Below are 23329 nucleotides of genomic sequence, written 5' to 3' on the forward strand. Positions count from 1 at the left end.
AGAATGGGCCCATGCTATTTCAGGCGGGACGAGCGGGTCAAGGGGTGGAGACGGAGTCAGGCGCTGCTTCGGGCTCCGGCGAGCAGGGAGTCCGATCGAGTCTGGGCGTACTGGGTCGCGGCGGCGTCGACCGTGTGGTTGAGCAGCAACGCCGTGGTCACCGGTCCCACCCCTCCGGGGACCGGGGTCAGCGCGCCGGCCCGACCGTCGACGGCTGCGACGTCGACGTCACCGAGCAGTTGCCCGTCCGCGGTCGCCGTGGTCCCGACATCGATGACGACGGCGCCGTCGGCGACGTGGTCGGCCGTGATCAGTCCGGGAATGCCGACCGCGACGACAAGGATGTCGGCGTCACGGGTGCCCGCGGCCAGGTCGGTGGTGTGCCGGTGGCAGACGGTCACCGTCGCGTTGCGCTGCACGAGCAGATGCGCGACGGGACTACCGACGACAGTCGATCTGCCGACCACCGCGGCCGTCCTGCCGTGCGTGGAGATTCCGTGGTGATCGAGGAGCGCGATGACGGCCTGTGCGGTGGCGGGCGCGAACGCGGGTAGACGCGCGACGAGACGGCCGAGGCTGACCGGATTCGCGCCGTCGACGTCCTTCGCGGGGTTGATCGCCTCCCGCAGTGCGTCGAGGTCGGTGCCGTCCGGCAGGGGTGTCTGCAGGATGATTCCGTGGACGTCCGGGTCGTGGCCGAGTTCGACGAGCGTGCTGCGGATCTGCTCGGTCGACGCCACGGCGCCGAGATCGACGATGTCGCAGAGGATTCCGGTGCGTTTGGCGGCCGACGCGATGGAACGCACGTACCAGGCGGTCGATTCGTCGTCGGTGGCCTGCACGACCGCCAGCTTGGGCCGGACACCGATTTCGGCGAGGGCCGCGGCGGCGACGGATGCGTCGTTGCGGATGGAGGTGGCGAGTTCGGCGCCACCGAGGCTTCTGGTCATGAAGTCAGCTGCTTTCGTACTCGTGTCGTGACGGCGTCGGCACGCTCGACGATCGCGTCGACGCCGGACAGGCACTCGGTGAGGGCCCGGCGGGTGTCCGCATCGGTGATACCCGGCAGGTTCACCTCGATGTTGACCCGGGCGGTGGTGGCGGCTGCGCGGGCGGCCTCGGCGGCGGCCGCGACGTCGCTGACGACGGTGCGGTTCGCCACCGGCAGCAGGACGTCGGCGAGCGCGACGACGTCGCCTGCCGCGACCACCACCTCGGCGGGGACCGCGGCCGCGCCGGCGAGGGCGGTCGCGATCGCCGACGTGCGCGTTCCGGATTCGTCGTCCGTGTCCTGGGGGAGCCGGTAGGCGTCGATGACGGCCGTGAATGCTGCCATGTCGTCCTCGGCGAACTGCAGTGCCTTCTCGCGGAACGCATCCGCGGACGCGCAGATGCGTTCGACGAGCATCCCGTGGTCGGCGTACCTCTTGCCGGTGGTGTAGCGGGCGACCATCGAGACCAGCGCGGCGGCCTGGCCGAGGTGGAGCGCGCCGGTCGCGCCGCCGCCGGGTGCGGGAGTTCGATCGGCGAGCGAATCCAGGAATCCGGCGATCGTGTCGTCTCGGAGGGTCATGACCGGATCTTCTTCATCTCGGGGTCGACGAGCGGCTCGGCCACGACGGTGGCCGGGATGCGGCGTCCGAAGTACTCGATCTCCACCGGGGTGTCGACGGTTGCGTTCGCGGGAAGCCAGGCGTAGGCGATCGGCGCCCCGACCGTGTGACCGAACGCGGCGCTCGTGACGTATCCGGCGGGCTGTCCGTCGACGAACACCGGCTCGTGGCCGAGGACCACGGACGTGCGGTCGTCGATCATCAGGCACGCCAGGCGCCGCTCCACCGTCTCGTCGGAGACGCCGTCGAGCGCGTCGCGCCCACGGAAGTCGCCCTTCTGCAGTCGCACCGCGAACCCGAGACCGGCCTCGTAGGGGTTGTGCTCGGTGGTCATGTCGCTGCCCCACGAGCGGTAGCCCTTCTCCATCCGCAGGCTGTTGAACGCGGCGCGGCCGGCGGCGATGACGTCGTACTTCTGCCCCTCCGCCCACAGCAGATCCCACAGGCGCAGACCGTTGTCGGCGGACGTGTACAGCTCCCAGCCGAGTTCGCCGACGTACGACAGGCGCATCGCCGTGACGGGCACCCCGCCGATGCGGACCTGCTTCGCACGGAAGTACTTGAAGTTCTCGTTCGTGAAGTCGTCGGAGCTCAGTGCCTGCACCAGATCCCGGGCGCGCGGACCCCACAGCCCGATCCCGCACGTGCCGCCGGTGATGTCCCGGATCTGCACGCTGCCGTCGTCGGGGGACTGCCGGCGGAAGTAGTCGAGGTCGAGGTTGCCGTTGGCGCCGACCTGGAAGACGTTATCGGACAGTCGCGTGACGGTGAGGTCGCTGCGGACGCCACCGGCGTCGTCGAGCGCGAGCGTGTAGGTGACCGACCCGACGGACTTGTCCATCTTGCCGGTCGTCAGCCGGTCGAGCAGGGCCAGCGCGCCGGGGCCGCTGAGCTCGAGGCGCTTCAGCGGTGTCATGTCGTACATCGCCACGGACGTGCGGGTGCGCCAGGCCTCCGCCGCGGCGATGGGGGAGTGGAACATCGCCGCCCACGGTTCCCGGGCCGGCGGCTGCCATTCGGCCGGAAGGTCCTGCACCAGATGGGCGTTGGACTCGAACCAGTGCGGGCGTTCCCAGCCGGAGCTCTCCAGGAACACGGCGCCGAGTTCCTTCTGGCGAGAGTGGAAGGGGCTGACCCGCAGGTCGCGGGGAGACTCCTTGGGCTGCAGCGGGTGCAGCACGTCGTAGATCTCGACGAAGTTCTGCTGCGACGTCTCGCTGACGTAGTCGGGTGCGAGCTGGATCTCCTCGAAGCGGTGCACGTCGCAGCCGTGCAGTTCGACCTCGGAGCGGCCGTCGACGAGCAGTTGCGCGACGGCCCGGCCGACACCGGCGGAGTGCGTCACCCACACTGCCTCGGCGATCCAGAACCCGGCGACGTCCGGGGACTCGCCGATGAGCGGTCCGCCGTCCGGGGTGAACGAGAAGACCCCGTTGAAACCGGCGTCCAGTTTGGCGGATTCGAGGCACGGCAGCAGCAACTTGCTCTGCTCCCACGACGGCGCGAAGTCCTCTTCCGTGAACGGCAGCATCGACGGCATGTCGGAGGCGGAGACGTCGTCGCTCTCGTCCAGGTCTCGGAGGTTCACCGGCATCGGGCGGTGGGCGTACGTGCCGATGCCGAGACGGTCGACGTGCTCACGGAAGTACAGATCCTGGTCCTGGTGGCGCAGGATCGGGAAGCCGGCCTCGGCGAGTTCGGTGTTCCGCCCGACGAGTTCGGGAATCTGCTCGGTCTTCGCGTACTGGTGCGCCAGGGGGAGCAGCGGAACGTCCATGCCCACCATCGCGCCGATGTCGGGACCCCAGAAGCCTGCGCAGGACACCACGATGTCGGCGGGGATCACACCGTCCGGGGTGGCGACGCCGGTCACCTTGCCGCCGCTCTGCTCGATCCCGATCACCTTCGTCGAACCCTGGAACACGGCACCGCGGGCTTCGGCGCGCCGGGCCAGCGCGACGACGACGCGGGACGCCTTCGCGAGGCCGTCCGTCTCCACGTACAGCCCGCCGAGAACCCGCTTCTCGTCCAGCAACGGGTGCAGCTTCGCGCACTCGGCCGGGTCGAGGACTGCGCCCTCGATGCCCCAGGACGTGGCCCAGCCCTGCTTGCGGTGCAGATCGGCGAGTCGCTCGGGGGTGGTGGCCACCTCGAGCCCGCCGAGCTGGTTGAAGCACCATTCGCCGTCCACGTCGAGTCCGACGAACTTCTCGACCGTGTACCGGGCGAACTCGGTCATCGTCTTGGACGCGTTGGTCTGGAACACCAGGCCCGGTGCGTGTGACGTGGAGCCTCCGGTGAGCGGCAACGGTCCCTGGTCGAACACCGTGATCCGATCCCAGCCGCGAGCGGTGAGCTCGTCGGCCAGATTCGCGCCGACGATGCCGGCTCCGATGATCACTACGCGCGGTGACCCCATGATGGTCCTCCTGGTTGGGTGGGTGCCTGTGTGTGGCGAAGTTGCGGAAGATTCGGTGTTCGGTGTGGGCTCGAACGGCGCCGGAAAAGACTGTGAATTGCGAAACGGATCGGACTGATCCGAACCAATGTCGACAACTGATATATCAACACATTAGGTCCGGAAGAGTGAGGGGGTCAACCCCGAATTGCGCGTAATTCCATGACGATTGGCTCCGGAAAAAGCACCAATTCCGCGATCGACCGTGGAAATGTGCACCGTGCGCGACGGTGATGACGCGGAACCGGGTGTGGATGGAGGTAACCGTCGCACGGTGATGTCGCCTATCCTGAAGTCGCGATGACTGAATTGGACGATAATTCGAATGGAGATCGGAGCCGGCCGTCCGGCGCTGTGCAGTCAGTGGACCGCGCTCTGGCGGTACTCGAAATCCTGGCGAGGCTCGGTACCGCCGGCGTCACGGAAATTGCCGAGGAGTTGGGTGTCCACAAGTCGACCGCGTCGCGCCTCGTTGCCGTTCTGGATTCGCGAGGCTACGTCGCGCAATTGAAGAACCGGGGAAAATTCCAGCTCGGCAATTCCATCGTCCGGCTGGCCCGCACCGCGTCGCCGGACGGCGATCTGGTGCGGCAGAGTCAGGAATTGTGCGCCGAACTGGCGGAAACTGTCGGTGAGAGCGTCAATGTGTCGATACTCGACGGCAATCGATCGGTGAGCATCGTCAAAGCGGACGGTCCGTCCGGCGTCGGTACCAATACCTGGGTGGGTCAAAGCAGCCCGGCGCATGCGACGGCGAGTGGAAAATTGTTGCTGACGGAATTGTCCGACAGCGAACTCGCGGAGCGCGTGGGAGAAACTCCGATTGCTCTCACGGAGAAAACAATCACCGATGTGCCTGCGCTCGTGGAATCGCTCAAAACCATTCGCGAGCGCGGCTGGGCGGAGTCCGAGGAGGAACTCGAACTCGGGTTGAACGCGGTGTCCGTCCCGATCCGCGACTACACGTCGAAAATGATTGCCGCTCTGAGCGTGTCCGGCCCCGCCTACCGGCTGCTGCCGGAACGGTTCGAGGACGTCGCCCGCGCCGCACTCGACACGTCCCAGCAGATCAGCAGCCGATTGGGCTATGCCGTCACGTAGCGCCGACATCAGGCCCGCGACCTGGCGAGTTGCTTCTTGTACCGGGTGAACAGCCGGGGACTGTTCATCGCGAAGACGCCCACGGTGTCGCCGTCCCGGTCGTAGGTGGCCACGAACGTGCCGGTTCCGGGATCGCCGTCGACGAACCGGACCTCGTCGGTGCTGTGTCTCGTCCCGGCGAACTGCAGCATCTTGCCGTACTGGTGGGACCAGAAGTACGGGATCGCGACGGGTCCGGACGGTGTGGCCATGATCGTGTCGGCGACGGTGGCGGCCTGGGCGACGGCGTTGCTCCAGTGCTCGCTTCTGTGGTGCACCTGGTGGGTGTCGTCGAAAGTCCGTGCGCAGTCGCCGATCGCGTACACGCCGGGCACATTCGTGCGGCACGACGAGTCGGTGAGGAAACCGTCTTCGATCATCAGTTCCGAATCGCTTGCCCATTCGACATTGGGGACGGCCCCGATTCCGACCACCACGGCGTCCGCGGGGAGGATCGTGCCGTCGCTGAGCTGGACAGCTTCGACCGCGTCGTCGCCGAGTAGTGCGGCGACGACTGCCCCGGTGAGCAGCCGGACACCGTGCGCGGCGTGCTGTCCTGCACAGATCGCCCCGAGCTCGATGCCGAGCGGGCCTGCCAGGGGTGTCGGTGACGCCTCGACGACGGTGACGTGCAGGCTCATGCCGGCCGCGCTGGACGCCACCTCCGCGCCGATGAAACCGGCTCCCACGATCACGAGGTTCTGCGCCCGTGACAGCGAATCACGCAGTGCGCGTGCGTCGTCGACCGATCTGAGTGTGTGAACGCCGGCGAGACCGGAGTGTCCGGGGAGGGTCCGGGCGCGCGCGCCCGTCGCGACGACGACGGCATCGGCGTCGAAGTGGGACCCGTCGTCGAACGTGACGCGGTGGAGCCCGTCCGGGGAGCGAACCAGGCCGGTGGCCGTTCTGTTCATGTGCCATTCGACGTCGAGTGTGTCGTCGTCGCTGTTCATCAACAGCAGATCCTCGTCGGTCAGGTGGCCGGTGAGGAATTCCTTGGACAGGGGCGGCCGGTCGTAGGGCAGGGACTGCTCGCTGCCGGCCACGACGAGGCGGCCGGTGTATCCCTTCTCCCGCAGTGCGCGGACCGCCGACAGTCCGGCGAGGGAAGCGCCCAGTACCACAATGGAATTCGGGACAGTGTTCATCGGGCGTCGCCCTTCTGGTCGAGATGAAGCAGCACGGTGCCGTCGACGATCGACACGTCGTGTGTGCGGACAGCGATCTTGGCCGGCGGGCCCGAAGGAACTCCGGTGCGGAGGTCGAAGCACGCCTCGTGGAGCGGGCACTCGACGGTGCAGCCTTCGACCCAGCCGTCGGCGAGGGAGGCGTCCTGGTGGGTGCAGGTGTCGTCGATGGCATACAGACCGTCGGAGGTGTGGAAGACGGAGACGGGAGCCATGCCCGGCGGGGTCACCGTGACGACCTCGCCGACGGGCAGTGTCGCGAGTTCGCACACGGGGAAGGCCGTGGCGCCGGGGTGGGTCACAACTGGGGAATCGTTATCGAGAATCACTCGATACCTCCGAAAGCGTCGGGGTGGAGGGACAAGTTGTGGAGCGGTTGTTGCGCTATGCGCGACGACTTGCAAGCTGTGCAACACAATGCTCTCCGGTGCTGCCCCGCGGTGTCAAGCATTCGCGTGTAAAAACTGCGTTCCGCAAGTCGGTGGGCATAACCTCGGGGCATGAGTGAATCCGAGGCGACGGCGCCCGCGGCCCAGGGCGCAGAAGGAAAGGCGAAGACCGTGCACGCGGTGGAACGTGCCATCGACGTGCTCGAGATAGTCGCGGCAGAAGGCCGTGTCGGCGCCTCGGAGATCGCCGTGCGTCTCGGCGTGCACAAATCGACCGTGTCACGCCTGATCGCATCGCTGCAGCAACGCGGATTCGTAGAGGAAGCGGGCGTCCGCGGCAAGTATCAGCTCGGATTCGCGGTCGTGCGCTTGGCCGAGGCCACGGTCGCGCAGAGCGGGCTCGTCGAGGTTGCGCAGCCGGAGTGCGATCGCCTGGCCGACGCCTTCGGGGAGACGGTCAATCTCGCCGTGCTGGACGGAGCGGCGACCCTCAACGTGCTGGAAGCCCGCAGCGATCGCCACGTCGCGCTGCGTACATGGGTGGGTCAGGTGACGCCTGCGCACGCGACCGCGACCGGCAAGATTCTGGTCTCGGAACTGACGTCCGGCCAGCTCCGAAGCCGGTTGGGACCGCAATTGAGCGCACTCACGCCCAACACGATCACCGACTTCCGGGCGTTCGACGTCGAACTCGAGCACGTGCGGTCGCGCGGGTGGGCGTCCACGGCCGAGGAGCTCGAAGCGGGGCTCAATTCCATCGCGGTGCCGGTGCGAAGCAAGGTCACCAACCGGATCGTCGCGTCGATCTGTGTGTCCGGTCCGGAGTACCGGCTGGCGCCCGAACGGTTCGAGGCGGTGGCGCTCGAACTCGCCGACGCGGTTGTGCGGATCGAAGCGCAGCAATCCGTCGGCGCGGGTGACTGAACGCCCGGAAGTGCTTCTCCCTCAAGGCGGGACGAACGGATAGTCCCGTTTGCCCGGGTTTCGGCCGTCCGCGGTTAACGCGGTGTTTCGGTCGTGTCGCGTCCGCGAAAGAAGTGTCGAATGTGATGTTTGACACGTCCGGCGGCCGCAGTCTAAGTTGTGTAAATCGCATAGCGTTGCCGATGACGCAACAATGCTGACGCCGCGATGACTCGGCGGGAACAGCTGTCCGCTGTTCGAACGGTCGCCGCGGATCGGGCACGCATGTCGTCACTCTCGGCAACGACGCCCCTTGCGATCTGCGCTCCCTACACACACAGACATCAGGTCACAGCTCGACCGACACGCATCTTTCCCGGCAACGAAAGAAACGGTGACATCTATGTCCGCTCCGGACGTCCAAGCCCCCGCCCCCGCCTCCGCGCCCGCACCGGCACTGATCCCCACCCTGGGTGGCCGGTACTACACCGACGCCGACATCTTCACGGACGAACAGGAGAACCTGTTCGAGGCGATGTGGTTCTGCGCCGTCCGCGCCGCCGATCTCGCCGACCCCGGAGCCTTCCGGAAGATCACGGTGGGCAGGGAGAGCGTGCTCCTCGTCCGCGGCCGCGACGGGGAACTGCGCGCCTTCCTCAACATCTGCCGTCACCGCGGCGCCATGCTGTGTACCGAGGACGAAGGACAGATCCGCAGAAACCTTCAGTGCCCCTACCACGCGTGGACGTACGGACTCGACGGCAAACTGGTGGCCGCCCCCAACATGGCAGCGCTGCGGGACGAGACCGGAGCCGACATCGACCGGGTGCGGTACGGACTGGTGCCGGTCGCGCTTCGTGAATGGCTCGGCTACGCATGGGTGTGCCTGGCCGACGAGCCGCCGTCGTTCGAGGACGAGGTCGTCGGCGCCGTCACCGAACGACTCGGTGATCCGGCCGCCATCGACAGGTACCAGATCGGGACCCTGGAACTCGGCCGCCGGATCGTCTACGACGTCGCGGCCAACTGGAAGCTGATCATCGAGAACTTTATGGAGTGCTACCACTGCGCGACCATCCACCCCGAGCTCACCGAGGTACTTCCCGAGTTCGCGGACGGCCTTGCCGCACAGTACTTCGTGGGGCACGGTGCCGCTTTCGGTGACGAGGTCGAGGGATTCACCATCGACGGAAGCGGCGGATTCGAGTCGCTGTCCGGTATCAGTCCCGACCAGGACCGCAAGTACTACGCCATCACGATCCGGCCGCAGGTCTTCGTCAACCTCGTGCCCGACCACGTCATCTTCCACCGCATGTTCCCCGTGTCCGCGGATCGCACCATCGTCGAATGCGACTGGCTGTACTCCCCGGAGGTCACCGCATCGGGTCGCGACGTCTCCCGTTCGGTGGAGCTGTTCCACCGAGTCAACCAGCAGGATTTCGACGCCTGTGAGCGGACCCAGCCCACGATGGCGTCGAAGGCGTACCGGAACGGGGGTGTGCTGGTGCCCGCGGAACACCACATCGGCGAATTCCACGAATGGCTACTGGAAAGGCTGAGCGGGGATCCCCGATGACCTACGCCGGCGAACAACCGAGGGTGACCGACCCTCCCAGGGTGAACGGTGTCGATCCGCAACCTCGACACCAGGCGCAGGAGCAGGAGCCGGCCGCGCCGTCCGGCGGCGAGGGTCGGCGGAGCGTCGACAAGGTGGTGTTCGGCACGGCCGCGGCGCTCGGTGTGGGACTCATCCTGTGGGGACTGCTGGCGCCGGAAAACCTGTCGGTCGTGTCGACCGCGGCGCTGGACTGGCTGGTGGCCGACCTCGGTTGGCTGTTCATCGCCGCGTCGTCGGCGTTCGTCGTCTTCTCGCTCTTCCTCGCGTTCTCCCGGTACGGCCGGATTCCGCTCGGCCGCGACGGCGAGAAACCGGAGTTCCGCACGGTGAGCTGGATCGCGATGATGTTCAGCGCCGGCATGGGAATCGGATTGATGTTCTACGGCGTCGCCGAACCGCTCGCCCATCTGGTGAGCCCGCCGCCGGGAACGGACGGCTCGGTCGGGTCGGCGATGGCCACGACGATGTTCCACTGGGGGCTGCATCCGTGGGCGATCTACGCGGTCGTCGGGTTGTCGATCGCTTACGGCTCCTACCGGCGCGGCCGCAAGCAGCTCATCAGCGCCGCGTTCTTCCCTCTTCTCGGCCGCCGCTCGGAAGGCGCCGTGGGGAAGGTCATCGACATCCTCGCGATCATCGCGACGATGTTCGGCACCGCCGCGTCGCTCGGGCTCGGTGCGCTGCAGATCGGTTCCGGCCTCGAGATCATCGGCTGGATGGACAACGTCGGCACGTTCGCGCTCGTTGCCCTCGTCGGGCTGCTGACGTTTGCGTTCGTCGGTTCGGCGGTGTCGGGAGTCGCACGGGGCATCCACTGGCTGTCCAACATCAACATGGTGCTGGCGGTGATTCTCGCGCTGTTCGTGTTCGTGCTCGGTCCGACCGTCCTCATCCTCAATCTGCTCCCCACCGCGATCGCGGACTATGCGGCGCAGCTCGCCACCATGTCGGGACGGACGGCCGCGAGTTCCGGCGACGGCACGGCGTCCTGGCTGTCGTCGTGGACGATCTTCTACTGGGCATGGTGGGTGTCGTGGACTCCGTTCGTCGGAATGTTCCTCGCCCGGATCAGCCGCGGCCGCACGATCCGGCAGTTCGTGGTCGGCGTGATCGTCATTCCCACCTCGGTCAGCCTGGTGTGGTTCGCGGTGTTCGGCGGCGCCGGCATCGGACAGCAGCAGGACGGAGTCGACCTGGCGGCCCGCTCGTCGACCGAAGGCCAGTTGTTCGGGATGCTCGACCATCTGCCGTTGACCGGATTCGCCACCGTGCTGGTCATGGTGCTGGTCGCGATCTTCTTCGTGTCCGGCGCGGACGCCGCGTCGCTGGTGATGGGCACGCTGTCGCAGCGGGGTGCACGAGAACCGAGCACGTGGGTCGTCATCTTCTGGGGAACCCTCACCGGTGGCACCGCGGCACTCATCCTCTGGACCGGCGGCTCGGACGCCCTTCAGGGGCTGCAGACGATGACGATCATCGCGGCCGCGCCGTTCCTTCTGGTGATGATCGGGTTGTGCTTCTCGCTGTATCGGGACGTCTCCCGCGATCCGCTCATCGTCGGTTCATCGAAAAAGTCTGCACACGAGAGGGTTTCGGACACAGTATGAAGATGTCGGCACTATCCGCGGATCTCGACGTCCAGAGGTTGTTCGGGAAGGTGAATTTCATCGCGGGGGAGTGGGTCGCGGCGACGTCGGGGCGCACCCGCGACTGCATCGACCCGGCAACCGGGAACGTGATCGCCACGGTCGACGAGGCGTCGCCCGAAGACGCGAGACGAGCCGTGCTGGCGGCCCGGGCGACTTTCGATGCCGGGGACTGGCCGGAGACGGCGGTCGCCGTGCGATCGTCGCTCCTGTCGCGCATCGCGGATCTCCTCGAGCGCGACAAGGAGGAACTGGCGCGTATCGAGACGCTGGACACCGGTAAAACTCTGGTGGAGAGTCGAATCGACATCGACGACGTCGTGTCGGTATTCCGGTACTACGCCCGGCTCGCCCTCGTCTCCAGCGACCGAGTGGTCGACGTGGGTGACCCCGCGGTCGTCTCCCGGGTCGTTCGCGAACCGATCGGGGTGTGCGTCCTCATCGCACCCTGGAACTACCCGCTGCTCCAGATCTCCTGGAAGGTGGCACCCGCGCTGGCCGCCGGTTGCACGATGGTGCTCAAGCCCAGTGAGGTCACGCCGCTGAGCACGATCGCGTTCGCTCGGCTGATCGAGGAGGCGGGTGTGCCCGCCGGAGTCGTCAACCTGGTGCAGGGCAGCGGCGCCGACCTCGGCCCTGCGCTGACCGACACCGGCGACGTCGACTTCATCTCGTTCACCGGTGGACTCGCGACCGGCACCACCATCCTGGCGACGGCCGCGAAACACGTCACGAAGGTCGCCGTGGAACTGGGCGGGAAGAACCCGCACCTCGTGTTCGCCGACGCCGACTGGGAGTCGTCGGTCGACCAGGTACTCACCGGTGTCTTCCTGCATTCGGGGCAGGTGTGCTCGGCCGGGACGCGGCTGATCGTCGAGGAGTCGATCGCCGACGACTTCGTTGCCGCCCTCGTCACGCGCGCCGAGGCCATCCGCGTCGGACCGGGCCTCGATCCCGGCAGCGAGACCGGGCCGCTCGTGTCGGCGGCGCAGCGCGACAAGATCGAAGCCTATGTGGCACTGGGTATCTCCGAAGGAGCGACGCTCCGGACGGGTGGCTCCCGGCCCGCCGATCCCGCACTCGACGGCGGCAGCTACTACCTGCCCACCATCTTCGACCACTGCGACCGCTCCATGCACATCGTGCAGGAGGAGACGTTCGGGCCCATCCTCACGGTCGAGAGATTCACCACCGAGGAGGACGCGGTCCGGCTCGGCAACGACACCGAGTACGGCCTCGCCGCCGGCGTCCGCACGTCGGATGCCGCCCGCGGTGAACGGGTGGTACGCCGCCTGCGCCACGGGACCGTGTGGCTCAACGACTTCGGCTACTACACCGCGGCGGCGGAATGGGGCGGATTCAAGAAGTCCGGCAACGGGCGCGAACTCGGACCCGCAGGACTCTCGGAATACCAGGAAGTCAAACACATCTGGAACAACACGACCTCGCCTCTCGCGGGTTGGTTCACCGCCACCTGACAGGCCTACCTCAACTTCTCAGGAAGTGATCGAATGACCAGTACCGACAATACGACCGGCGATCACGACAGTGGACTCGAGGATTTCGGCTACAAGGAGTCCCTCGATCGCAGTATCGGCAAGTTCGCGAGCTTCGCCGCGGGCGTCAGCTACATTTCCATTCTGACCGGCACTTTCCAGTTGTTCTACTTCGGATTCGGCACCGCAGGCCCCGCCTACCTGTGGTCGTGGCCGCTGGTGTTCGTCGGCCAGCTCGCCGTGGCACTGTGCTTCATGGAGCTGGCCGCCAAGTATCCGATCGCCGGCTCCGTGTACAACTGGGCGAAGACGCTCGGCAGCAGAATAGTGGGGTGGTCCGCGGGCTGGCTGATGCTCACCGCGTCGATCGTCACCCTGTCGGCCGTTGTGCTGGCGCTGCAGCTCAACCTGCCGCGGCTGTGGAGCGGCTTCCAGATCGTCGGTGACGGCACCGGAGAACACGACTTCGCCACCAACGCCGTCGTTCTCGGGACGGTGATGATCGGCTTCACCACCGTCGTCAACGCGCTCGGTGTCCGTCTCATGGCGATGATCAACAGCGCCGGGGTGTTCATCGAGATCATCGCGGCGGTGCTGATCGCGATCATCCTCGCCGCCAACATGACCCGCGGCCCGCAGGTGTTCTTCTCCACCCACGGGTACGGCGCAGGCGAAAGCGGTGGATACCTCGGCGCGTTCCTGGTGGCCACGCTCGCGTCGGGCTACGTGATGTACGGCTTCGACACCGCGAGTTCGCTGGGCGAGGAGACGGTGGAACCCCGCCGGACCGCGCCCAAGGCGATCTTCCGTGCGATCCTCGCCTCGTTCGTGATCGGCGGCGCGATCCTCGTGTTCGCCGTGATGGCGGCACCCGACCTCGACGATCCGAAGATCGGCGCGTCGGACGGCAGCCTGCAGTACATCGTGGAGCAGGTGATGTGGGGCCCGCTGGGCACGATCTTCCTGGTGTGCATCGTGATCGCGGTGACCGTCTGCTCGCTGGCGGTGCACACCGCCGCCATCCGGCTGACCTTCGCCATGGCCCGCGACAACGCACTCCCGTTCGGTGAGCGGCTGGCCCGCGTCCACCCGAGAACGCGGACACCCGTCGTGCCCGCCGTGACGATCGGAGTGGTGGCCGCGCTGATCCTGGTGGTCAACATCGGCCAACCGCACATCTTCACCGTGTTGACGTCGATCGCGATCATCATGATCTACCTGGCCTACCTGATGGTCACCGGCCCGATGCTGAAGAAGAGGTTGCGCGGTGAGTGGCCGCCGCGGGACCTGAAGGAGGGCGGCTACTTCACGATGGGCAAGTGGGGACTGCCCGTCAACATCGTCGCACTCGTGTGGGGAATCGGCATGGCCCTCAACCTCGCCTGGCCACGGGAGGCCGTGTACGGCGAACCGTGGTACAACACCTGGGGCGCCTTCGTCTACATCGGCGTCATCCTCGGGTTCGGACTGTTGTGGTACCTCACCACCGGCCGGCACCACATCGGAACGTTGACGTCACACTGCGCGGCGGTGGTAACGCCCGCGCCGGAATCCGAACCGAACGACAAGGAGCTCGCCCGATGACCGACGGCGAATCGAAGAGCACTGCAGGGGAATTCGACTACGTGATCGCGGGCGGTGGAAGCGCGGGATGCGCACTCGCGGCGCGCCTGAGCGAAGACCCGTCGGTGACGGTGTGCCTGCTCGAGGCGGGCCCGTCCGACGTCGGGGACCGGGCGATCCTCGAACTGTCGCAGTGGATGCATCTGCTGGACTCCGGATACGACTGGGACTACCCGGTGGAGCCGCAGGAGAAGGGCAACAGCTTCATGCGTCACGCCCGGGCCAAGGTCCTCGGCGGCTGCTCGTCCCACAACTCGTGTATCGCCTTCTGGCCGCCGGCCGAGGCACTCGACGACTGGGAGGCGATGGGGGCGTCGGGATGGGGTGCGCGGGACATCCTCCCGTACGTCAGCCGGCTGGAGAGCAACGACGCCCCCGGCGACGGCCACGGCCGCAGCGGGCCCGTGCGGTTGCGGGACGTCCCGCCGAACGACCCGTGCGGCCACGCGGTTCTCGACGCCGCCGCCGCGGTGGGGCTGCCGACCGTCGCATTCAACCGCGGCGGAACGGTGCTCAACGGCGCCGGATGGTTCCAGATCAACGCGTCCGAGGACGGCACCCGGATGTCGTCGTCGCACGCCTACCTGCACCCGATCCTCGGGACCCGGCCCAACCTGGAGGTCCGGACCGGCTGCTGGGTGAGCGAAATCCTGTTCGACGAACAGCACACGGCGACGGGCGTCCGGTACCAGCGCCCCGACCTCACCGGCTACGACACGGTGTCGGTGCGACGCGAGGTGGTGGTGACGGCCGGTGCCATCGACACCCCGAAGTTGCTGATGCTGTCGGGTATCGGCCCGGCGGAGCATCTCGCGGAGTTCGGGATCCCCGTCCGCGTCGACTCGCCCGGTGTCGGATCGAACCTCGACGATCACGTCGAGGGGCTCGTGTTCTGGGAGGCGTCCCAGCCGATGGTCACCGAATCGACGCAGTGGTGGGAGATCGGCCTCTTTGCGACCACACGTGAGGGCCTGAACCATCCCGACCTGATGATGCACTACGGCAGCGTCCCGTTCGACATGAACACACTGCGGTGGGGTTACCCGACCACCGACAACGGATTCTGCTTGACACCCAACGTCACTCAGGGCCGCTCCCGCGGAACGGTCCGGTTGCGGTCGCGGGACTTCCGTGACCGCGCGAAGGTCGACCCTCGCTATTTCACCGACAGCGAGGGCCACGACGACCGGGTGATGCTGTCCGGGGTGAAGCTGGCCCGCAAGATCGCCGAGCAGAAGGCGCTCCGCGGGTGGATCGCCCGCGAACTGGCGCCGGGACCCGATGCGGTGACGGACGCCGAGATCCTCGACTACATCCACAAGACCCACAACACGGTGTATCACCCCGCGGGCACGGCCCGCATGGGCGGTGTCGACGATCCGATGGCCGTGCTCGACCCGGAACTGCGGGTCAAGGGGGTACGAGGACTGAGGGTGGTCGACGCGTCGGCGATGCCGAAGCTGCCGCACGTCAACCCGAACATCACGGTCATGACGATGGCCGAGAGGTGCGCGGATCTGCTCCGGGGCCGGGCAGGGGCCGGGCTGCGGGCGGCGGAGTCGACGTTGTCCGAGGTCTGATCCGGGCGTCGATCGCCTCGGCGATCCTTCGCCAGATCTCGCTGCCCGGATCGATGACGGTGAAGTGATCGCCGGGGCCCTCGATCCGGACGACGTCGTCGGGGGTCGCCGCGGCGGCGTCGTGGTACTGCCTGGTCATCTCGAGCATGTCCGGCTCGTCGTCGACGGCGCACACCACCAGCTGAGGGATGCCCAGTGGCAGTCGATCGATCGGCGACGACCGTTCGTACGTCGCACGGTCGCCGGCCCAGTCGCTGCCGACGGCGTCCGCCACCGCGCCCTCGCCGAGGTGGCGTTCGCCGGCGAGTCGCAGATTCAGCACCCCGGCGAGGCTGACGGCCAGCGCCGGACGAACCGCTTCGTCCTCGGCCGCGGCGTCGGCGGCGGCACGGAGCGCGAGTTGAGCACCAGCCGAGTGGCCGAGGACCACCACACGTTTCGGGTCCGCCTCCGGGACGCTTGCGAGGGCCTGCACGGCGTCGGAGACGTCCGACGCCATTGCGGCCCAACGGTTCTCCGCAGGGCGCCGGTACTCGACATTCCAGGTGACGTACCCGCGGGCCGTCAGGTCGACCGCCGTCGCGTCCATCAGGTCGAACTCCCAGCGAGGACGCCAGAACCCGCCGTGGACCAACACGGCGACGGGGAAGGGGCCGTCACCGCCCGGGATCCGCACTTCCACTCGCTGATCGGGGTGATCGCCGTAGCGGACGATCCGTCCGGGGTGGAAGCGGTGGTGGAACCAGCTGTCGACGGCGTAGCGCAGACCGTCGAGCCCGCGCCCCCGGATGTGGACCCGGGTGCCCGGCGAGCGGTCGGCCTCGCACTCCCCGAAATCGACGCGAATCGCCCCGCCGGCCGGGGCGGTGAAGGAGGCCCCGGTGCCGGGCACGACGATGACCTCGCCTCGCCCGGCCGCCGACTGCACGGCCCGCTCGAGCCCGGCGGTGTCCGCGGCGAACCTCACATCACCGGTCAGACCGCGCGCATCCAGTGCCCGGCCCACGAGTTCCTCCGCGGTTCCGCGGTGTGCCACCGCGCCGGGGGCGAAGACGATGTCGACTCTGCACGTTGGTTCGCTCACCGGGTCACCGTACGTACCCGTGATGACATCTGGCGAGGGCACGCGAGATCCGTGCGAGGACCGCCGACGGGTAGCGATTGTCTGAGGTAAGACGCGCGCCGTTTCCGATCCCCCCGAGCGGCAGAACGTCAGGCTGGATGCAGCAGGCTTGCCAATTGTCCGTGGTCGATCGACACGCCCGGCGCCCACTCGCGCACGCTGAAGTGGTCGCCGCGGACGTCCAGCACGCCGATGTCGGTGATGACGGTGCTGATGCAGCCTTGTGCGGTGAGGGGGAGACTGCAGCGGCGGACCAGTTTCAGGCTGCCGTCGCGGGCGCGGTGGGTCATTACTACGATGACCTTCCTGGCACCGTTGGCCAAATCCATCGCCCCCCCAATGCCTTTGACAACCGAACCGCCGTCGGACCAGTTGGCCAGATCGCCGGTGACCGAGACCTGCATCGCGCCCAGCACGGCGACATCGATATGGCCGCCGCGGATCATCCCGAAGGAGTCCGCGGAGTCGAAGAACGACGAGCCGGCGATGGTCGTCACTGTCTCCTTACCCGCGTTGATGAGGTCGGGATCCACCTGTCCGGGGGCCGGGTAGCCGCCCAATCCCATGATCCCGTTCTCCGAATGCAGCATGATCGGTCGATCACGCAGATGATTGGCAATCAGAGTGGGGATGCCAATGCCCAGGTTGACATGCTCCCCGTCACGCAGTTCTGCAGCTGCTCGGGCGGCGATCTGCTCTCGCGACCAACTCATGCCACACCGCTCTTCACGACCGCTCGGGAAACCGGTGGGCACACTGTGCGCAGACGTTCGATCGGCTTGTGCATCTCGCCTTTCAGTTCCACGACACCGGAGACGAACACCCCCGGCAAGTGAATATCGTCGGCGGCGATCAGGCCCGCGTCCACGACGTGCACGACCTCGGCGACGGCGACGCGAGCTGCCATGGCGCACAGCGGGTTGAAGTTGCGCGCCGAGGCGTGAAACCGGAGATTGCCCAACGTGTCCGCGATCTCGGCGCGGATCAGCGCGATGTCGGCGGTGAGACTGTGCTCGAGCAGGCACGGGCACCCGTCGACGGTGGCGACCTGACGTGCAGCCGAATACTCGGCCACGTCCCCCTCGTGGGTGTATCGCACCGGAATCCCACCGTTGGCTACCGCGGTGCCGACCCCGGTTGGGGTGTAGAACGCGGGAATCCCCGCCCCGCCGGCACGTAGCTTCTCGGCGAGGGTGCCCTGGGGGACAAGGTCCACGCGCAACGATCCCTGCAGGTACTGCGTCAGGAACACCGGGTTGTCCCCGATATACGATGCGGTCACTCGGGCGACACGCCTGGCGCGCAGCAACGCGGTGACGGCGGAATTGGCAGGACCGCAGTTGTTGGTGATGATGTGCAGATCGGTAGCCCCCGAGTCGAGCAGCGCCTCGAGCAGTGCTGCAGGCATGCCGCACAATCCGAACCCGCCGACAGCGATGGTTTGCCCGTCGGTGACCGCGGCCACCGCGGTTTCGGGTGTGTCGAGAACCTTATTCATCCTGATCTCCTCTGGTGGTGATGATGTTCCATATGCCGGGGTTGGTGCCGTGGTCCTCGTCCTCGACGACGGTGCTGAACTGGTCGATGGCGAACTGCCGGAATGTCTGTGCAGGCTCGGCCAGATCGACACCCGCGCGCCAGGCCAACCCGATCTCTCGGTAGGCGCCGGTGTCGGTGAGCGGCACCTCGATCAGGCCTGCAACCGGTGCCGGGGCGGCGGGAACGATGGCGACCCCGAGTCCGGCTGCGACCAATCCCCGCAGGGTGCTGACACCGGCCGCCTCGAACGCGACTCGCGGTTCGAATCCGGCTGCGTGGCACAGTTCGTCGGCCATGTGACGCATATAGTTGCCCGACTTCAGGGTCACGAAGTCGTCGCTGGCCGCCGCGGCCAACGGCGTGTCGGCTTCACTGGCGAGGTAGTGCTGCCCCGGGACCGCCAGCACCAGTCGCTGCACGCCGAGCCGGGCGACCCCGATATCGGGCCGTGTCGGCAGCGGCGATGTCACGCACAGCTCGACCTGGCCTTCCTGCAGCAGGCGCAACAGTTGATCGGCACTGTCCTGCATCAGCGAGAACTTGATGTCGGGCGATTGCTCGTTGAACCGGCGCAACAATGAAGGTACGGCTTGCTCTCCCAGAGTGTGCAGAAAGCCCAGTGTGACCTGTCGACGAGCCGCGCCGACCTGCAACTCGTCGATGGCGGCCACCAAGATCGCCAGTGCCTGCCGAACGGGTTCCACCAGCTTCTCGCCCTCCGTCGTGAGTGTGATGCCGCTGGGCACGCGGGCGCACAACCGGGTCTCGAGGACATTTTCGAACCGGGCCAGGTGCCGGGTAAGCGTTGGCTGCGGCACACCCAGTGCCGTAGCGGCCTTGGTTATCTGCCCTTCCTGGGCGACCGCGGCAAATTGCACCAACATCGGACACAACGTATTCAGAACGTCATGCGAAAATGATTTATTCGGCTCATTCATTTCCGTATATCCTCAATTCAAAATTGACTTTTCTCCAAGTGTCGAATCATCGTTGACCCCTGTTTCGAACACCTGCTAACGTCGAATTTAGAGCACCGACGTGCGACAGGGCAATACCTCCTCGCCGAGCAATTACTGCAGACCCGCATCCGACGGGCTCCGATTTCGAATAATCAACAGAGGCAGCCGAATGCGGCTTGCCGGAGGCCATTCAATTCCAAGAATTGATGGTTCATGCGAAGGGAAAAGGGATGATAACCGAAGAAATAGCCGCCGACGCGCTGGATATGTTCGAGACATTTGTCAGCGCGGGGTGGACCGACGGTCTGCCCGTCATTCCGCCGACCGCACGCCGGGTCGCGGAATTCGTCGAACGCGCCGGGCGCGGCGCCGATGAGGTCGTCGCCGAGGTCGCTCCTCTCGGCGGCGCGGCGACGACCGAAAAGATCGCCGCCAACGCCATCATGGCAGGGTGCACGCCGGACCACATGCCGGTGTTGATTGCCGCCCTGCAGGCCGCCACCGATCCGGCGATGAACATCGGCGGCATGCAGTGCTCGACGCACATGGCATCGCCGTTGCTGATCGTGCACGGGCCGATTCGCGACGAGCTGGGTATCAACTCCGGTGCCAACAGCTTCGGGCAGGGTGTGCGGGCCAACGCGACCCTGGGGCGCGCCCTGAAACTCGCGCTGGTCAATATCGGCGGATCGCACCCCGGCGAGGCGGACAAGGCCACCCTGGGCCAGCCCGGCAAGTTCACGTTCTGCATCGGCGAGAACGAAGAGGACTCGCCCTGGCCGGCGCTGCACGTCGACCGGGGGCTGTCCAAGACCGACAGCGCGGTCACTCTCTACGGTGCCGAGGGCCCGCAGAACATCAACAACCAGGCCGCCGACAACCCATTCGACATCCTCACCACTGTCGCGGGCATGATGACGAACCTCGGGTCGAATCACCTCTTCATCCAGGGTGAGAGCTTCGTGGTGCTGTGCCCCGAGCACGCCCAGATCATTGCCGACGCCGGTTGGACGAAGGCCGACATCAAGCACTTCCTATTCCAGAACGCCACACGCAGCGTTCGCGAGATCGGCGCCGGCGGTATCCACGGCCGCAAGGTGCGCAACTACCCGACCTGGCCGCGCTTCGTCGATGCCGACGATCTCGACGCCCGCGTTCCGGTCACCCGCCGCGTCGATGACATCACCATCATCGTCACCGGCGGCCCCGGCCGACACTCGGCATACCTGCCCGGCTGGGGCACCCGGTCGGTTACCCGCAAGATCGAAGCATGAAAGGTCAGCAGCACATGTCTATTACGATCGATGACAACAAAAAAGACTGGGCAACACAGTATTTGGTCGAGAAGCTCGGCCTGGTCGATCCGACGGTGAACGCCGCCGACGCTGCCAGGTCCAAGCCCAACGGTGCTGCCGCACCGCGCCTGGCCGCGCTGACCGGCGCTCGCGGCGTGCTGTTGGACAACACCAAGGGCAACGCCGGACCGCTACTGCGCCACGTGGGAGATCTGCTCGAAACGAAGTACGGTGTCCGGCCGCTGACGATGGAGCGCAAGATCGTCTATTCCCGCCCGGCCGACCCAGCACAGCTCGACGAGCTCGCCCGTGACTACGAGTTCGTCGTGACCGGTGTCGGTGCGTGCGGCTCGTGCACCTCCGGCTGTGTGCGCGACGCTGTCGACCTCGAGGCCCGCGGCATTCCGACCGTCGCGATCCACACGACGGTCTTCATGAACTCTGCGATCGCCCACCGTGGTGCGTTCGGTCGTCCCGACCTGCAGTTCGTGCCGGTTGAGCACCCCATCGCCGCGGTCAGCGACGCCGAGCTCGAGCGGCGCGCCATCGCACTGGTGGACGATGTCGCGACGATTCTGATTGGGCGCAAGGCATGAGCAGCATTCGCGAAGACGTTGAAAATGCCCTCGATGGGCTGCGGCAGGGTTTCCAGGCCGACGGTGCGGACCTGACCGTCGAAGAGGCGACGGAGTCCCAGGTGACGCTGCGGCTGGTGGGCAGCGACGAGACCTGCTGGGAATGCATCGTGGCCCCCGCCCAGCTGCGTGACGTGGTGGGTTCGGTGCTGCGCGACAGCATCGGCTCGCAACCCTCGGTCGAGGTGATCGACCCACGCAGCGACCAATGAGCGATCGGTGGCCGGGATTCCGCGAGAGCCTGTCCGAGCAAGCACGGGTCCGCCCCCGCGACCCGTCGCGCAGGCATCTCACCCGGCCACCGACGCCCTGACCCTCCCCCCTGCATCGAAACGACCCGAACCGGGAAACCGATGACATCGACCGCTCGTTGGCGATGTCGCAGACGGCCGATGGGTCCTCGAGCATGGCGGCCGTCGCCGTGGGGTGGGCGAAGACCACTGACGGGTCCGCGGGTTATAGCGCGCACCATCCTCGGCGCCAATGGCATCACCCTCGAGTGTCCGGTGATGCGGCACATGACCACTCTCGAATCCGTCCTCACCTACGAAGGCACCGGCGAGATCCACACCCTCATCGTCGGTCAGGCCATTACCGGTCTGCCCGCGTTTCACCGACATCGGAGCATCCATGGATTCCCCACGCAACGTCATCATCATCGGCGGCGGCCCGGCCGGGTACACCGCCGCCATCTACACCGGCCGCGCCGACCTGAACCCCCTGGTCGTCGAGGGCACCCAGTACGGCGGCGCACTCATGCAAACCACCGAGGTCGAGAACTTTCCCGGATTCGTCGAAGGAATCCAGGGCCCCGAACTCATGGACACCCTGCGCAAACAGGCCGCACGCTACGGAGCGGACCTACTCACCACCGACGTCTCCGCTGTCGACCTGACCGGTGACATCAAGACAGTCACCATCGGCGACAACACCTTCGAAGCACGGACGGTGATCCTGGCAATGGGGTCGGCCTACCGCAACCTAGGCCTGCCCAACGAACAACGCCTGTCCGGACACGGCGTCTCCTGGTGTGCGACCTGTGACGGGTTCTTCTTCCGCGACCAGCACATCGCGATTATCGGCGGCGGCGACTCCGCCCTCGAGGAAGCGATGTTCCTGACCCGCTTCGCTTCCAGTGTCACCGTGGTGCACCGGCGCGACACACTGAGGGCATCGAAGATCATGCAGGAACGCGCGTTCGCGAACCCCAAGATCCGGTTCCTCTGGAACAGCGTCCCCGAAGACGTTGTCGGCGATCAAGAAGTGACCGGCCTGCTCGTGCGCGACACCGGCACCGGCGAACAGTCGACGGTACCGGTCACGGGTGTGTTCATCGCGATCGGTCACGACCCACGACACGAACTCGTGCACGGTCAGATCCCACTCGACGACGAAGGCTACGTATTGACCGAAGGCCGCTCCTCACGCACCACGGTGAGCGGAGTGTTCGCATGCGGCGACCTCGTCGACCACACATACCGGCAAGCCATCACCGCCGCCGGCAGCGGCTGTACCGCCGCACTCGACGTCGAACGCTACCTCGCCGACACTGCCGCAGGTGGCGCCGTCGCTGACCAGCAGCGCCCACCAAACCCGAATCAACCGATTCCGGTCCGACCACACAGGCAAGGGAACTGAACATGTCCGATCACGCACTCACTGTCACCGATGATTCCTTCGACGAACTCGTTCTGAAGAGCGCCCGACCGATCCTCGTCGACTTCTGGGCACCATGGTGCGGGCCGTGCAAGAAACTGTCGCCGATCCTCGACGAAATCGCGGCAGAGAGCAGCGGCACAATCGCAATCGCGAAGCTGGACGTCGACGCAAACCCGAACTCCGCCAAAAGCTACCGCGTCATGTCCCTTCCGACCATGGTCGTCTTCCGCGACGGCGAAGTCGTCGGCAGAATTACGGGCGCCAAGGACAAGGCCACATTGCTGAAAGACATCGGCGCCGCCCTCTCCGTGAACGAAGACACCGCCAACTCGATGTGAGGGTGCCTTCTCGACCTCGCCGTGTCTCCCCGAACCGCCCGGTCCCAGGAGTACCTGCGTCCGAGTGGTGAATAGCATTCCCGCACAGGGTGTTCCCTAAAAGGGACCGCAGCCCTGTTCCGCCACTT

At 66.6% G+C, this 23329-nt stretch carries 21 protein-coding genes and 1 pseudogene; 13 read left to right on the forward strand and 9 right to left on the reverse strand.

The window, feature by feature from the left end:
• Positions 1–56: 56 nt before the first annotated feature.
• The 3 genes from DTA22_RS30360 to DTA22_RS30370 are packed head-to-tail and all read right to left on the reverse strand — an operon-like array spanning position 57 to position 4032.
• On the reverse strand, positions 57–950 hold the full coding sequence (locus DTA22_RS30360; RefSeq protein ID WP_112301890.1) for a bifunctional 5,10-methylenetetrahydrofolate dehydrogenase/5,10-methenyltetrahydrofolate cyclohydrolase: 894 nt from the start codon (positions 948–950) through the stop codon (positions 57–59).
• Positions 947–1573: a cyclodeaminase/cyclohydrolase family protein gene (locus DTA22_RS30365; protein ID WP_112301891.1), complete on the reverse strand. Its 627-nt coding sequence runs from the start codon at positions 1571–1573 to the stop codon at positions 947–949. Before DTA22_RS30365 ends, DTA22_RS30360 begins: the two co-directional genes overlap by 4 nt.
• Positions 1570–4032, reverse strand: a complete 2463-nt coding sequence (locus DTA22_RS30370) for a GcvT family protein (protein WP_112301892.1) — start codon at positions 4030–4032, stop codon at positions 1570–1572. Before DTA22_RS30370 ends, DTA22_RS30365 begins: the two co-directional genes overlap by 4 nt.
• A 339-nt stretch (positions 4033–4371) precedes the next feature.
• On the opposite strand from DTA22_RS30370, the gene DTA22_RS30375 reads away from it, so the two are divergent.
• Positions 4372–5172, forward strand: coding sequence for an IclR family transcriptional regulator (locus tag DTA22_RS30375; RefSeq protein ID WP_037226757.1), 801 nt, complete (start codon positions 4372–4374; stop codon positions 5170–5172).
• An 8-nt stretch (positions 5173–5180) separates the two neighbouring features.
• Here the strand turns inward: DTA22_RS30375 and DTA22_RS30380 are convergent, their stop codons facing one another.
• Together DTA22_RS30380 and DTA22_RS30385 are read right to left on the reverse strand one after the other, a co-directional pair.
• Positions 5181–6359: an NAD(P)/FAD-dependent oxidoreductase gene (locus DTA22_RS30380; RefSeq protein ID WP_037226759.1), complete on the reverse strand. Its 1179-nt coding sequence runs from the start codon at positions 6357–6359 to the stop codon at positions 5181–5183.
• Positions 6356–6700, reverse strand: coding sequence for a bifunctional 3-phenylpropionate/cinnamic acid dioxygenase ferredoxin subunit (locus DTA22_RS30385; protein WP_112301893.1), 345 nt, complete (start codon positions 6698–6700; stop codon positions 6356–6358). Before DTA22_RS30385 ends, DTA22_RS30380 begins: the two co-directional genes overlap by 4 nt.
• A gap of 198 nt (positions 6701–6898) precedes the next feature.
• On the opposite strand from DTA22_RS30385, the gene DTA22_RS30390 reads away from it, so the two are divergent.
• The 6 genes from DTA22_RS30390 (at position 6899) to DTA22_RS30415 (ending at position 15653) form a co-directional block, all read left to right on the forward strand.
• Positions 6899–7711: an IclR family transcriptional regulator gene (locus DTA22_RS30390; RefSeq protein ID WP_112301894.1), complete on the forward strand. Its 813-nt coding sequence runs from the start codon at positions 6899–6901 to the stop codon at positions 7709–7711.
• A gap of 382 nt (positions 7712–8093) precedes the next feature.
• Positions 8094–9266 (forward strand): aromatic ring-hydroxylating oxygenase subunit alpha, encoded by a 1173-nt coding sequence (locus DTA22_RS30395; RefSeq protein ID WP_112301895.1) that lies wholly within the window; start codon positions 8094–8096, stop codon positions 9264–9266.
• A complete protein-coding gene (locus DTA22_RS30400; protein WP_112301896.1) occupies positions 9263–10915 on the forward strand; it encodes a BCCT family transporter in 1653 nt (550 codons plus the stop codon). Before DTA22_RS30395 ends, DTA22_RS30400 begins: the two co-directional genes overlap by 4 nt.
• Positions 10912–12432, forward strand: coding sequence for an aldehyde dehydrogenase family protein (locus DTA22_RS30405; protein ID WP_112301897.1), 1521 nt, complete (start codon positions 10912–10914; stop codon positions 12430–12432). The genes DTA22_RS30400 and DTA22_RS30405 overlap by 4 nt, the downstream gene beginning before the upstream one ends.
• 33 nt (positions 12433–12465) lie before the next feature.
• Positions 12466–14034, forward strand: a complete 1569-nt coding sequence (locus DTA22_RS30410) for an APC family permease (RefSeq protein ID WP_112301898.1) — start codon at positions 12466–12468, stop codon at positions 14032–14034.
• Positions 14031–15653, forward strand: a complete 1623-nt coding sequence (locus DTA22_RS30415) for a GMC family oxidoreductase (protein ID WP_112301899.1) — start codon at positions 14031–14033, stop codon at positions 15651–15653. The genes DTA22_RS30410 and DTA22_RS30415 overlap by 4 nt, the downstream gene beginning before the upstream one ends.
• Here the strand turns inward: DTA22_RS30415 and DTA22_RS30420 are convergent.
• The 4 genes from DTA22_RS30420 to DTA22_RS30435 all read right to left on the reverse strand — a co-directional run bounded on the left by DTA22_RS30420 (position 15562) and on the right by DTA22_RS30435 (position 19253).
• The gene (locus DTA22_RS30420) at positions 15562–16737 is read right to left on the reverse strand and encodes an alpha/beta hydrolase family protein (RefSeq protein WP_112301923.1); all 1176 of its coding nucleotides are present in this window, start codon (positions 16735–16737) and stop codon (positions 15562–15564) included. The genes DTA22_RS30415 and DTA22_RS30420 overlap by 92 nt on opposite strands.
• A 128-nt stretch (positions 16738–16865) precedes the next feature.
• On the reverse strand, positions 16866–17489 hold the full coding sequence (locus DTA22_RS30425; protein WP_112301900.1) for a 3-oxoacid CoA-transferase subunit B: 624 nt from the start codon (positions 17487–17489) through the stop codon (positions 16866–16868).
• On the reverse strand, positions 17486–18274 hold the full coding sequence (locus DTA22_RS30430; protein WP_112301901.1) for a CoA transferase subunit A: 789 nt from the start codon (positions 18272–18274) through the stop codon (positions 17486–17488). The genes DTA22_RS30425 and DTA22_RS30430 overlap by 4 nt, the downstream gene beginning before the upstream one ends.
• A complete protein-coding gene (locus DTA22_RS30435; protein ID WP_081792189.1) occupies positions 18267–19253 on the reverse strand; it encodes a LysR family transcriptional regulator in 987 nt (328 codons plus the stop codon). Before DTA22_RS30435 ends, DTA22_RS30430 begins: the two co-directional genes overlap by 8 nt.
• Before the next feature lie 227 nt (positions 19254–19480).
• On the opposite strand from DTA22_RS30435, the gene DTA22_RS30440 reads away from it, so the two are divergent.
• The 6 genes and pseudogenes from DTA22_RS30440 to trxA all read left to right on the forward strand — a co-directional run bounded on the left by DTA22_RS30440 (position 19481) and on the right by trxA (position 23201).
• Entirely contained in the window at positions 19481–20548 is a 1068-nt protein-coding gene (locus tag DTA22_RS30440) for a hypothetical protein (RefSeq protein WP_146777807.1), read from the forward strand.
• Entirely contained in the window at positions 20545–21165 is a 621-nt protein-coding gene (locus DTA22_RS30445; protein WP_052032840.1) for a UGSC family (seleno)protein, read from the forward strand. Before DTA22_RS30440 ends, DTA22_RS30445 begins: the two co-directional genes overlap by 4 nt.
• The gene (locus tag DTA22_RS30450) at positions 21162–21416 is read left to right on the forward strand and encodes a NifU family protein (protein ID WP_112301904.1); all 255 of its coding nucleotides are present in this window, start codon (positions 21162–21164) and stop codon (positions 21414–21416) included. Before DTA22_RS30445 ends, DTA22_RS30450 begins: the two co-directional genes overlap by 4 nt.
• 249 nt (positions 21417–21665) lie before the next feature.
• Positions 21666–21815: pseudogene (locus tag DTA22_RS36510) on the forward strand (acyl-CoA dehydrogenase family protein); the annotation flags it as partial.
• A gap of 19 nt (positions 21816–21834) precedes the next feature.
• Positions 21835–22842: a thioredoxin-disulfide reductase gene (trxB, locus tag DTA22_RS30460; RefSeq protein WP_052032841.1), complete on the forward strand. Its 1008-nt coding sequence runs from the start codon at positions 21835–21837 to the stop codon at positions 22840–22842.
• 2 nt (positions 22843–22844) lie between these two features.
• The gene (gene trxA, locus DTA22_RS30465; RefSeq protein WP_037226774.1) at positions 22845–23201 is read left to right on the forward strand and encodes a thioredoxin; all 357 of its coding nucleotides are present in this window, start codon (positions 22845–22847) and stop codon (positions 23199–23201) included.
• The last annotated feature ends 128 nt before the right edge of the window (positions 23202–23329 follow it).

Source organism: Rhodococcus wratislaviensis (assembly GCF_900455735.1).
GTDB lineage: Bacteria > Actinomycetota > Actinomycetes > Mycobacteriales > Mycobacteriaceae > Rhodococcus_F > Rhodococcus_F wratislaviensis.

Excerpts from the sequence above, each read along its gene's own strand:
- DTA22_RS30360 (WP_112301890.1), bottom strand. The coding sequence starts at position 950 with ATGACCAGAAGCCTCGGTGGCGCCGAACTCGCCACCTCCATCCGCAAC.
- DTA22_RS30365 (WP_112301891.1), bottom strand. The coding sequence starts at position 1,573 with ATGACCCTCCGAGACGACACGATCGCCGGATTCCTGGATTCGCTCGCC.
- DTA22_RS30370 (WP_112301892.1), bottom strand. The coding sequence starts at position 4,032 with ATGGGGTCACCGCGCGTAGTGATCATCGGAGCCGGCATCGTCGGCGCG.
- DTA22_RS30375 (WP_037226757.1), top strand. The coding sequence starts at position 4,372 with ATGACTGAATTGGACGATAATTCGAATGGAGATCGGAGCCGGCCGTCC.
- DTA22_RS30380 (WP_037226759.1), bottom strand. The coding sequence starts at position 6,359 with ATGAACACTGTCCCGAATTCCATTGTGGTACTGGGCGCTTCCCTCGCC.
- DTA22_RS30390 (WP_112301894.1), top strand. The coding sequence starts at position 6,899 with ATGAGTGAATCCGAGGCGACGGCGCCCGCGGCCCAGGGCGCAGAAGGA.
- DTA22_RS30395 (WP_112301895.1), top strand. The coding sequence starts at position 8,094 with ATGTCCGCTCCGGACGTCCAAGCCCCCGCCCCCGCCTCCGCGCCCGCA.
- DTA22_RS30400 (WP_112301896.1), top strand. The coding sequence starts at position 9,263 with ATGACCTACGCCGGCGAACAACCGAGGGTGACCGACCCTCCCAGGGTG.
- DTA22_RS30405 (WP_112301897.1), top strand. The coding sequence starts at position 10,912 with ATGAAGATGTCGGCACTATCCGCGGATCTCGACGTCCAGAGGTTGTTC.
- DTA22_RS30410 (WP_112301898.1), top strand. The coding sequence starts at position 12,466 with ATGACCAGTACCGACAATACGACCGGCGATCACGACAGTGGACTCGAG.
- DTA22_RS30415 (WP_112301899.1), top strand. The coding sequence starts at position 14,031 with ATGACCGACGGCGAATCGAAGAGCACTGCAGGGGAATTCGACTACGTG.
- DTA22_RS30425 (WP_112301900.1), bottom strand. The coding sequence starts at position 17,489 with ATGAGTTGGTCGCGAGAGCAGATCGCCGCCCGAGCAGCTGCAGAACTG.
- DTA22_RS30430 (WP_112301901.1), bottom strand. The coding sequence starts at position 18,274 with ATGAATAAGGTTCTCGACACACCCGAAACCGCGGTGGCCGCGGTCACC.
- DTA22_RS30435 (WP_081792189.1), bottom strand. The coding sequence starts at position 19,253 with ATGAATGAGCCGAATAAATCATTTTCGCATGACGTTCTGAATACGTTG.
- DTA22_RS30440 (WP_146777807.1), top strand. The coding sequence starts at position 19,481 with ATGGTTCATGCGAAGGGAAAAGGGATGATAACCGAAGAAATAGCCGCC.
- DTA22_RS30445 (WP_052032840.1), top strand. The coding sequence starts at position 20,545 with ATGAAAGGTCAGCAGCACATGTCTATTACGATCGATGACAACAAAAAA.
- DTA22_RS30450 (WP_112301904.1), top strand. The coding sequence starts at position 21,162 with ATGAGCAGCATTCGCGAAGACGTTGAAAATGCCCTCGATGGGCTGCGG.
- trxB (WP_052032841.1), top strand. The coding sequence starts at position 21,835 with ATGGATTCCCCACGCAACGTCATCATCATCGGCGGCGGCCCGGCCGGG.
- trxA (WP_037226774.1), top strand. The coding sequence starts at position 22,845 with ATGTCCGATCACGCACTCACTGTCACCGATGATTCCTTCGACGAACTC.